This window comes from Streptomyces sp. NPDC055749 (genome assembly GCF_053617235.1).
The window spans coordinates 160,356-170,403 of record NZ_JBSHFH010000014.1 but is presented as its reverse complement, the minus strand read 5'-3'; the positions used below and the strand labels follow the sequence as shown (position 1 = coordinate 170,403).

The window sequence follows — 10,048 nt, the reverse complement described above, 5'->3', positions numbered from 1 at the left end:
GGCCGCGGGGAGTCGCGCGGCCCGCTCCTTCTCGTACTCGTACGCAGGTGTGGTCGTGCCGTTACGCGGCGCTGCGGGAGCGGCGGTAGAGCACCGTGCCCGCGCCCGCGAGCAGCAGGCCCGCGCTCGCCGGGATCAGCAGGTCGAGGCCTCCCGCGCCGGTCTGGGCGAGCTGCTCGTCCGAGACGATCTGGGTCTCCGGAGCGTTGGGCTCGGAGGGCCCGTACACGGGCGGGTGCGCCGGATCGACCGGTTCGGCCGGCTTGCCCGGGGTGCCGGGAGTCTCCGGCTGCTCGGCCGGCGGGCCGACCTCGGAGTCGTTGGCGCAGTCGTTGCCGAAGACCGGGTTGAGCAGTCCACCGATGGTGACGCTGTTGCCGCAGACGTTCACGGGGATGTTGACCGGGATCGCGACGTGGTTCCCGGAGCCGATGCCCGGCGAGCCCTTGGCCTCTCCGCCGGCCGTGGCCTCGGGGGCGCGGTGCTTGCCCGTACCGGGGGCGCTCCCCGCGGCCTGGCCGTTCTCGTGGGCGGTGGATCCACCCGACGCGGGGCCGCCGGGGGCACTGCCGTGCGCTCCGGACCCGGAGTCCTGCCGCGTGTCGGCCGATCCGTTGCCGCAGTCGTTTCCGGTTGCCGGGTTGAGCAGTCCGACGACGCTGACCGAGTTGCCGCACACATTGACCGGTACGTCGATCGGGACCTGGACGGAATTCCCTGACAACACCCCCGGAGAATTCGACGCGGAGCCGGCCGCTCCCGCGTCGGCGTGTGCGTAACCGCCACTCAGCGCGAGCACTCCGCCCGCCGCTGCCATGGTGATCAGGCCCTTACGTGTGACCTGTCGCATAGGTTCGTTTCCTGCCTTTTGCCTTCCGAAATACCCCCGGACGCGACCGCGCGAGGGCCGAATGCCCAGCGGCCCCGGAGTGCATGGCGCGCACTCCGGGGCCGACCGAGCTCAAACCCTTACGGGTTGACGATCAACGTCACGCGTTGACGCAGGTGTTGCCGAAGGCGGGGTTCAGCAGCCCGATCACGGAGACGGTGTTTCCACACACGTTCACCGGGACGTGGACGGGGACCTGAACGACGTTGCCCGAGAGCACGCCGGGGCTGCCGATGGCAGCACCCTGGGCGCCCGAGTCAGCCGTGGCCATGCCCGCACCAGCGAGCACGAGTCCACCGGTAGCAGCCGCGATGGCGGCAACCTTCTTGATCATTATTCCTCCTAGTTGGCAATGCGGTCCCAGCCGCGGACCGCATCACTTGTAACGAGGAGTGGGTGGTGGGGCTACGAGCGACCGACCGCTTTCACTCTTTCTGGTTATGTACGCACACGCGGGCGAATCTCCGGTCGGATCTTCAGGAGTTGTCGATGAAACGGTCGAGCACGCGCACGCCGAACTTCAGGCCGTCGACCGGAACGCGCTCGTCCACGCCGTGGAACATCCCCGCGAAGTCGAGCTCAGGCGGCAGCTTCAGCGGAGCGAACCCGAAGCCCCGGATGCCCAGGTCGTCGAAGGACTTCGCGTCGGTTCCCGCCGAGAGCATGTACGGCACGGCGCGAGCGATCGGGTCCTCCGCCACCAGCGCCGTCTGCATCGCGTCGACGAGGGCGCCGTCGAAGGTGGTCTCCAGCGCCTTGTCCGCGTGCACGTCCTCGCGCTTCACGTTGGGGCCGAGGATCCGGTCCAGGTCGGCGAGGAACTCCTCCTCGTACCCCGGCAGGTACCGCCCGTCCACATGCGCGGTCGCCTGTCCCGGAATGACGTTGACCTTGTAGCCCGCACCGAGCTGGGTCGGGTTGGCGGTGTTCTGGAGCGAAGCCCCGATGAGCTTGGAGATGCCGCCCAGCTTGGCGAGCGTCTCGTCCATGTTCTCGGGGTCGAGCTCGGTGCCCAGTGCGTCCGAGAGCTCGTCCAGGAAGTGCCGCAGGGTCTTGGTCACCCGCACGGGGAACTTGTGCCGGCCGAGGCGTCCGACGGCCTCGCAGAGCTCTGTGATGGCGTTGTCCTTGTGGATCATCGAACCGTGGCCGGCGGTGCCGTCCACGGTCAGCTTCATCCAGTGCATGCCCTTCTGTGCCGTCTCCACGAGGTAGAGCCGCAGATTCTCGTTGACGGTGAACGAGAACCCGCCGACCTCGCTGATGGCCTCCGTGACGCCCTCGAACAGCCCGGGGTGCTTGTCGACCAGGAACCGGGCCCCGTAGGTGCCGCCCGCCTCCTCGTCCGCGAGGAAGGCGAGCACGATGTCCCGCGGCGGCTTGCGGCCACTGCGCATGCGGTCACGGACGACCGCGAGGGTCATCGCGTCCATGTCCTTCATGTCGACCGCGCCGCGGCCCCATACGCAGCCGTCCGCGATCTCGCCGGAGAACGGGTCGTGCGTCCAGTCGGCCGCGTTGGCCGGGACCACATCAGTGTGCCCGTGGATCAGCAGCGCGGGCCTGGACCGGTCCTCGCCCGCGATCCGGGCCACGGTGGAGGCGCGGCCCTTGTGGGATTCGAAGATCTGCGGTTCGAGCCCGACCTCGGCGAGCTTCTCCGCGACGTACTCGGCGGCGAGCCGCTCCCCCGGTCCCGAGTGGTCCCCGTAGTTGCTGGTGTCGATCCGGATCAGGTCACGGCAGAGGTCCACGACCTCGTCCTCGCCGGAGACGGTCCGCGCCGTGTTGGTCTCGCTCACGCTGCTTCCTTCCACTGTCGCTGTGGTGCTCCCCCTCATCCTCCCGCGCCCGCGCCGCGTGCCCAAGGGCGCCCGCCTCCTGTCATCCACCCTTCACACCGCACCTGGCGTGATCGAGCACCCCCGAATGTTTGCTATGGTTTTCCACGTCGGAACGGGCCGGGCCCGCGAGACAGACACCTTGTCCGGGTGGCGGAATGGCAGACGCGCTAGCTTGAGGTGCTAGTGCCCTTTATCGGGCGTGGGGGTTCAAGTCCCCCCTCGGACACCAGCAAGGACCCCAGTTCAACTGGGGTCCTTTTGTTTTACGGCTGTGGCTACTGGTAGCTGATGTCCGAGGCCGTGAAGCGGCAGTAGGTGCCATCGGGGCCGGTGCCCGTCTTCGGCGGCTCGGCGCCCGTGCTGTTGCCGGTGAACCGGTCACAGGTGGCGATCTTCCTGCCGCTGTCCCCGTGGACGCGGATGTTGCGCAGCGCGGCGGTGTCACCGTAGTTGGTGTTGATGCCGACGATCGACTTGCCGGGTGCGGTGATGTCGACGTCGTTCACGATGATCGTCCGCTTGTACTGCGTCGAGCAGTTCCCGCAGGAGCGGACGAGCTTGCCGAAGTCGGACACCTGGAACTTGGTGACGACGAGCTTGCCGGCTCCGTTGAACTGGAAGACCTTGTCGGACGCCTTCCTGGCGCCGCCGCCGTACACCGTGTAGACGGAGCCGGCGGACTTGCCCTTGAAGGTCGCGGCGTCCTCGCCGACGTCCTCCCACCAGACGTTCTGGAGCGTGCAGCTGCCCGCGCAGTGGATACCGTCCGCGGCCGGGGAGCCGAGGACGACGTTCTTCAGGACCGCGCCGTCCTTCAGCCGGAACACCGGGTCCTGGCCCTCGTCCTGGCCGTCGCCGCCCAGCTCTCCGCTGCCGTAGAAGCGCTTGAGGCCGCCGTCGTAGGTGCCGGACACCTCGATCGTGGCGGGCACCGCCTGCCGGCCCTCGGGGGTCGGCCAGGCGGTGGCCGCGCCGGCCGGCGACAGCATGATGTTGGTGGCGAGCGCGGCGCCGGTCATTGCGACCGCGGCGGTCAGCGCGGCGATGCCACGGCGGCGCGTCCGGCGCCTGTTGTTCGACTTGCGCAGTTCGGATCGTCGACTCGGTTGACTCATGGGGTCCGTTCCTCGGGTGTGGGGGTGAGCTCTCCTTCACTGGTCGCCGCCGCCGCGCACAAGGTTGCCGCCGGGATTGAGATGATGGGCCGAAGTCACACCCCGCCCACGAGAGGGACCGACCAGTGCGTTCGAAGCCGCCCGCAGCCCCGCTGCCTCAGCGGGACGGCATCGATCCGGTGCGGATCCGGCTGCCGGAGGACCGCGAGGCCGGCCGGGGCACGGTCCGGGATCATCTGCTGGTGCGGTTCGGGGCCGCGATCGGGGCGGAGCGGGTGGACGCGATGTTCGCCGAGGGGCGGTTCGTCGGTGCAGACGGCGTCGCGGTGGGACCCGACGAGCCGTACACGACCGGCCGTTTCATCTGGTTCCACCGGGACTTCGCGGCGGAGCAGCCGGTGCCGTTCCCCGTGGGCGTGGTGTACCGGGACGCTCATCTCGTCGTCGCCGACAAGCCGCACTTCCTCGCCACCACCCCGCGCGGGCGCCACGTCACCGAGACGGCGGTCGCCCGGCTGCGCCGCGAGCTGGGCATCGAGCGCCTGCAGCCCGCGCACCGGCTGGACCGGCTGACCGCTGGCCTCGTCCTGTTCGTCGTACGGCCCGAGGAGCGGGGCGCGTACCAGACGCTGTTCCGGGACCGGCTCGTGCGCAAGGAGTACGAGGCGGTGGCCCCGTACGACCCGCTTCTGGACTTCCCCCGCACCGTGCGCAGCCGGATCGTGAAGGAACGGGGAGTGATGGCCGCCCGTGAGGAGCCGGGTGAGGCGAACAGTGAGAGCCGCATCGAGCTGCTGGAGCACCGGGAGGGGTTCGGGCGCTACCGGCTGCTGCCCGCGACCGGGCGGACCCATCAGCTGCGGGTCCATATGAACGCCCTGGGGCTGCCGCTCGTCCACGACCCGGTCTATCCGGTGGTGGTGGACGAGGAGAGCGGTGGCGACGACTACGCGCGGCCTCTCCAACTGCTGGCCCGGGTGCTGGAGTTCACCGATCCGGTCACGGGAGAGCCGCGCCGCTTCGAGAGCGGGCTGCGGCTTTCCGAGTGGCCGGACCGGTGAGCCTCAGTGGCCGCGGGTGATCCACTCCTGGAGGTGCGGGGCCTCCGTGCCGATGGTGGTGGGGTCGCCGTGTCCGGTGCGGACGGTGGTCTCCCCGGGCAGGGAGAGCAGCCGGTCCCGGATCAAGGCGACGATCGTCGGGAAGTCGGAGAACGAACGGCCGGTGGCGCCGGGACCGCCCTGGAAGAGCGTGTCACCTGTGAAGACGGTACCCAGCTCGGGGGCGTAGAGGCAGACCGCGCCCGGCGCGTGGCCGGGGGTGTGCAGGATCTGGAGGCGGATGCCCGCGATCTCCAGCTCCTGGCCGTCGGCGAGTTCGCCGTCGGGTGCGCGGTCCGGGTGGGTCTGCTTCCACAGCGGCAGGTCGTCGGGGTGCAGCAGGATCGGTGCGCCGGTGGCGGCGGCGAGGGCCGGGGCCGCGTCGATGTGGTCGTTGTGGGCGTGGGTGCAGATGATCGCCCGCAGCGTACGGCCGTCGAGTGCCGCCTCGATGGCCGCCGCGTCGTGGGCGGCGTCGATGACGACGGCCTCGGTGTCGTCGCCGACGATCCAGACGTTGTTGTCGACGTCCCACTCGCCGCCGTCGAGCGCGAAGGTGCCGGAGGTGACCAGGTGGTCGATGCGCGCGGTCATCAGAAGACCACCACCGAGCGGAGGACGTCGCCGTCGTGCATCCGGGCGAACGCCTCCTCGATGTCACCGAGGCCGATGGTCTCGGTGACGAACGCGCCGAGGTCGATGCGGCCCTGCTGGTGCAGGTCGATGAGCATCGGGAAGTCGCGTGAGGGCAGGCAGTCCCCGTACCAGGAGGACTTGAGCGAACCGCCGCGGCCGAACACATCGATGAGCGGGAGTTCGAGCTGCATCTCGGGGGTGGGGACGCCGACGAGGACGACCGTGCCGGCGAGGTCGCGGGCGTAGAACGCCTGCTTGTACGTCTCCGGGCGGCCGACCGCCTCGATGACGACGTCCGCGCCGTTGCCACCGGTCAGGGCGCGGATCGCCTCGACCGGGTCGGTGGAGCGGGAGTTGACGGTGTGCGTGGCGCCCATCGTCTTCGCCGTCTCCAGCTTCCGGTCGTCGATGTCGACCGCGATGATCTTCGCCGCGCCCGCGAGCCGCGCACCGGCGATCGCCGCGTCACCGACACCGCCGCAGCCGATCACGGCGACCGAGTCGCCGCGGCCGACCTGGCCGGTGTTGATCGCCGCGCCGATGCCCGCCATGACGCCGCAGCCGAGGAGCCCGGCGACGGCCGGGGAGACCTTCGGGTCGACCTTGGTGCACTGCCCGGCGGCGACGAGCGTCTTCTCGGCGAACGCGCCGATACCGAGCGCGGGCGACAGCTCCGTACCGTCGAGCAGCGTCATCTTCTGTGTGGCGTTGTGGGTGTCGAAGCAGTACCAGGGCCTGCCGCGCAGACAGGCACGGCACTGGCCGCACACGGCCCGCCAGTTGAGGACGACGAAGTCACCGGGCTCGACGTCCGTGACGCCCTCGCCGACGGACTCGACGATCCCGGCCGCCTCGTGGCCGAGCAGGAACGGGAAGTCGTCGTTGATGCCGCCCTGCTTGTAGTGCAGGTCGGTGTGGCAGACGCCGCACGCCTGGATCTTCACCACGGCCTCGCCGGGACCGGGGTCCGGGATCACGATGGTCTCGACCCGTACCGGCTCGTTCTTCCCCGGTGCGATGACCCCTTGCACCTGCTGCGCCATACCGTGGTCTCCCTGTCTCCGACGTTGTGAAGATCGATCACGGACAACCGTACGCCCAGGGGAATGTACCGCCGGCCCCCGCGGTGTGCGCCGTTCCGCGGGGGCCGCGCGTCGTGCTCAGTCCTCGGAGTCGTGGACCTTCCGGCCGCCCACGTAGGTCCGCAGGACACGCGTGGCGCCGATCTCCCCGGCCGGGCCCGCGTACGGGTCACGGTCCAGGACCACCAGGTCGGCGAGGGCCCCGGCGCGCAGGGAGCCGGTGTCGTCGAGGTGGTTCACATAGGCCGAGCCCGCCGTGTACGCGGCGATGGCGGCGGTCAGCGAGATCCGCTCCGCGGGCAGGAAGACCGGGCCGTCCCCATCGGAATCGGGCGCGGTCCGGTTGACCGCCGTGTGGATGCCGTGCAGTGGGTCGGCGCTGCTGACCGGCCAGTCGCTGCCCGCGGCGACGGTGGCGCCCGACCGCAGGAGTGCGCCGAACGGATATTGCAGGGCGGCCCGCTCGGCGCCGAGGAAGGGGATGGTCAGCTCGTCCATCTGCGGTTCGTGGGCGGCCCACAGCGGCTGGATGTTGGCCGTGGCACCCAGCTCGCGGAACCGGGGGATGTCGTCGGGGTGGACGACCTGGAGGTGGGCGAGGTGGGGGCGGGTGTCGGTACGGCCGTTGGCGGTGCGTGCGGCCTGGATGGCGTCCAGGGCCTCGCGGACCGCGCGGTCGCCGAGTGCGTGGAAGTGGGCCTGGAAGCCGAGGGCGTCCAGTTCGGTGACGTACCCGCGCAGTGCCACCGGGTCGACGAAGCTGGTGCCGGTGTTCGTGGTGGCGCAGCCGCAGGCATCGAGGTACGGGGTGAGGAGTGCGGCGGTGCCGGTTTCGGCGACGCCGTCCTGCATGATCTTCACGGACCCGGCCCGGAAGGGTCCTGTGCTCAGCTCGGCCCGCCTGGCGACCAGTTCGGGTATCTGCTCGGCACCCCGGTCGCGGTCCCACCAGAGGGCGCCGACTACCCGGGCGGTGAGCGAACCGTCGCGGGCGGCGGCGAGATAGGCGTCGGCGGGATCGTCCATGGCGCCGAAGGAGCCCACGAGGGCGTCCTGCCAGGCGGTGATGCCGTACGCGTGGAGAATCCGCTGGGCGCGCAGCAGGGCGGCGAGGCGGTCGGCGGGGGTGGACCGGGGGGTGAGGCGGGCGACCAGGTCCATGGCGCCCTCCTGGAGGAGGCCGGTGGGCTCGCCCCGGTCGTCGCGCTCGATGCGTCCGTCGGCGGGTTCGGGGGTGTCCCGGGCGATGCCGGCGAGTTCCAGGGCCCGGGTGTTGACCCAGGCGCCGTGGTGGTCGCGGTTGACCAGGTAGACGGGGCGGTCGGGTACGACGGTGTCGAGGAGGTCCCGGGTGGGTGCGCCGCCCTCGAAGGCCTCCATGGACCAGCCGCCGCCGGTGATCCATTCCTGGTCGGGGTGGGCGGTGGCGTAGGTGTGCACGGCGGCGAGGGTGGCCGCTGCCGTAAGGCATTCCGTCAGGTCGCACTGGGCGAGTTCGAGACCGGCGACGACCGGGTGGATGTGAGCGTCCTGGAAGCCCGGGACGAGCAGCCGTCCGGCGAGATCGACGACCTCGGTCTTCGGGCCGATGAGCTCGCGGACCTCGTCGTGGCCGACGGCGGTGATGCGGTCGCCGGTGACGGCGAGGGTGGTGGCGCAGGTGCGGGCCGCGTCCATGGTGAGGACGGGGCCGCCGGTGAGGACGAGGTCGGCGGGTGCGTGGTGCATGGCTGGTTGCGTTCCGTTCCTTGCGAGGGTGGTGGTGTGGGGACAGGCCCTGACCGTCAGGCCGCTTCGGCCATATGCGGGTCGGCCGGTGCGATGGAGCGCCCCGTGATGAAGTACGGAGACTTTCTTACCCACTTGGCCCAGGCCGCAGCGACCACGCCGGTCAGCACCATGGCGGCCGGGCAGAAGAGCATGAACCAGCCGTTGTCCGGGCTGATTTCGAAGTGGTCGGCGGATGTGTAGAAGGTCCAGCACAGGTAGCCGCCGAGGCCGAGCAGGAAGAGCGCGCTGAGGACGGGGAGGACCACGGCCCGCAGAGCCTCGGACCAGCTTTCTCGCAGCGCGCCGCGGAAGCGGGTGGCGGCTGCCAGGGCGGTCAGCGCGTAGTAGAGGGAGACGACGACGCCGATCGCGTTGACCGAGGCGAGGATGACGTCGCCGACCTTCGGGATGACCAGGGAGAGGACGGCCAGCGCGGCGGCGACGCAGCCGATGGCGACGGTCCCGGCCGCCGGAGTCCCGTAACGGGGGCTGACCTTGGTCCAGAGCGGGCCGAGCGTACGGTCGCGGCCCATCGCGAACATGCCGCGGACGGTGGGGATCACTCCCGACTGGAGGGAGGCGACGGCGGAGAGCGTGAGGGCGATCAGCGGGAGCGCGGCGAGGGGCTGGTCCGCGAGCCGGTCGCCGAAGTAGGTGAGGCCCTGGGCGCCGTGGGCGGACAACTCGTCGAGCGAGAGCACGCGCTGGAAGGCGAAGGAGCCGAGCAGGAAGAGGCCGAGCATGGTGAAGAGGGTGATGAATCCGGCCCGGGAGGCGTCCTCGGGGTCGCGGACCTCCTCGGTGACGCTGAACGTGGACTCGAAGCCCCAGTAACAGAAGACGGAGAGCAGGAGTCCCTGGGCGAGCTGCTGTCCCGACGGGATGGTGAAGGGGTTGAGCCAGTCGAGGCTGAAGGGGTGCGGGCCGAAGAGGAGTCCGTAACCGCAGAAGCCGAGGAGTACGACGTACTCGAAGACCAGCAGGTACTTCTGGAAGTTGGCGGCGGACCGGAGGCCGGTGACCGCGGTGAAGGTGACCGCCACCAGGACGACGATACCGAGGGCGGTCGCCTGGGCCGTGGAGTCGGGGTCGAGGCGGAGGCCGGCGAGCTCGTGCAGGCCTGCCTCGCCCGCGAGTTGGAGGAGGGCGGAGCCGGTGACGGTCGTGGTGTACGAGAGGAAGACGACCGTGGCGACGATGCCGATCCAGCCGACGAGGAAGCCCAGCCAGGGGCTGAGGGAGCGGCCCACCCAGACGTAAAACCGCTGCCCATGTTCGGCTCGACCCTGTTGAGCCGGGAGTACGCGCTCGCGATGGCAAGGATCGGCAGGAACCCTAGGAGCATGATGATCGGCAGATGCAGGCCGACGACGCCCGCGGTGACACCGAGGCCGATGCCGATGCTGGTGGTGGCCGCCGTGGAGGAGGCGGCGATGGCCACACCGTCGACGACACCGAGGCTCCGCTTCAGGGCCGGTGGGGCCTGCGGGGCCGGTGGGTCGCTGCCGTACGAGGTTCTTGAGGCGGTCACAGTCGCTCCTTCGCCGTGGGGCGCCGTGCGGGCCCCGATGGCGGCATATCGAACTCCGCGACGGGTTCACACGTCAACGCT

General features: G+C 70.4%; 8 protein-coding genes, 1 tRNA gene and 1 pseudogene. 2 read left to right on the top strand and 8 right to left on the bottom strand.

The window, feature by feature from the left end; all coding sequences use genetic code 11:
- Positions 1-61: 61 nt before the first annotated feature.
- From ACWGO0_RS13835 to ACWGO0_RS13825, 3 genes are all read right to left on the bottom strand, one after another.
- Positions 62-850 carry a chaplin gene (locus tag ACWGO0_RS13835; RefSeq protein WP_453532945.1) on the bottom strand — a complete coding sequence of 263 codons (789 nt, stop codon included), beginning with the start codon at positions 848-850 and terminating at the stop codon, positions 62-64.
- A 139-nt stretch (positions 851-989) separates the two neighbouring features.
- The gene (gene chpH, locus ACWGO0_RS13830; RefSeq protein WP_362840617.1) at positions 990-1,223 is read right to left on the bottom strand and encodes a chaplin ChpH; all 234 of its coding nucleotides are present in this window, start codon (positions 1,221-1,223) and stop codon (positions 990-992) included.
- 142 nt (positions 1,224-1,365) lie between these two features.
- Positions 1,366-2,730, bottom strand: coding sequence for a M20/M25/M40 family metallo-hydrolase (locus ACWGO0_RS13825; protein ID WP_453532941.1), 1,365 nt, complete (start codon positions 2,728-2,730; stop codon positions 1,366-1,368).
- Between the two features lie 144 nt (positions 2,731-2,874).
- Between ACWGO0_RS13825 and ACWGO0_RS13820 the strand changes: the two genes are divergently transcribed.
- Positions 2,875-2,962: transfer RNA gene (locus tag ACWGO0_RS13820), tRNA-Leu, on the top strand.
- A 46-nt stretch (positions 2,963-3,008) separates the two neighbouring features.
- Here the strand turns inward: ACWGO0_RS13820 and ACWGO0_RS13815 are convergent.
- Positions 3,009-3,848: a pectate lyase gene (locus tag ACWGO0_RS13815; protein ID WP_453532939.1), complete on the bottom strand. Its 840-nt coding sequence runs from the start codon at positions 3,846-3,848 to the stop codon at positions 3,009-3,011.
- Positions 3,849-3,973: 125 nt separating this feature from the next.
- On the opposite strand from ACWGO0_RS13815, the gene ACWGO0_RS13810 reads away from it, so the two are divergent.
- A complete protein-coding gene (locus tag ACWGO0_RS13810) occupies positions 3,974-4,909 on the top strand; it encodes an RluA family pseudouridine synthase (protein ID WP_453532936.1) in 936 nt (311 codons plus the stop codon).
- A gap of 3 nt (positions 4,910-4,912) precedes the next feature.
- Here ACWGO0_RS13810 and ACWGO0_RS13805 read toward each other — a convergent pair whose 3' ends face one another.
- The 4 genes and pseudogenes from ACWGO0_RS13805 to ACWGO0_RS13790 all read right to left on the bottom strand — a co-directional run bounded on the left by ACWGO0_RS13805 (position 4,913) and on the right by ACWGO0_RS13790 (position 9,967).
- Complete coding sequence (locus ACWGO0_RS13805) at positions 4,913-5,542, bottom strand: MBL fold metallo-hydrolase (RefSeq protein WP_453532933.1); 630 nt, start codon at positions 5,540-5,542, stop codon at positions 4,913-4,915.
- Positions 5,542-6,627, bottom strand: a complete 1,086-nt coding sequence (locus tag ACWGO0_RS13800; RefSeq protein WP_453532930.1) for an S-(hydroxymethyl)mycothiol dehydrogenase — start codon at positions 6,625-6,627, stop codon at positions 5,542-5,544. The genes ACWGO0_RS13805 and ACWGO0_RS13800 overlap by 1 nt, the downstream gene beginning before the upstream one ends.
- Before the next feature lie 117 nt (positions 6,628-6,744).
- Positions 6,745-8,394 (bottom strand): amidohydrolase, encoded by a 1,650-nt coding sequence (locus ACWGO0_RS13795; RefSeq protein ID WP_453532927.1) that lies wholly within the window; start codon positions 8,392-8,394, stop codon positions 6,745-6,747.
- A 56-nt stretch (positions 8,395-8,450) separates the two neighbouring features.
- Positions 8,451-9,967, bottom strand: a pseudogene (locus ACWGO0_RS13790) (APC family permease).
- Positions 9,968-10,048 lie beyond the last annotated feature (81 nt).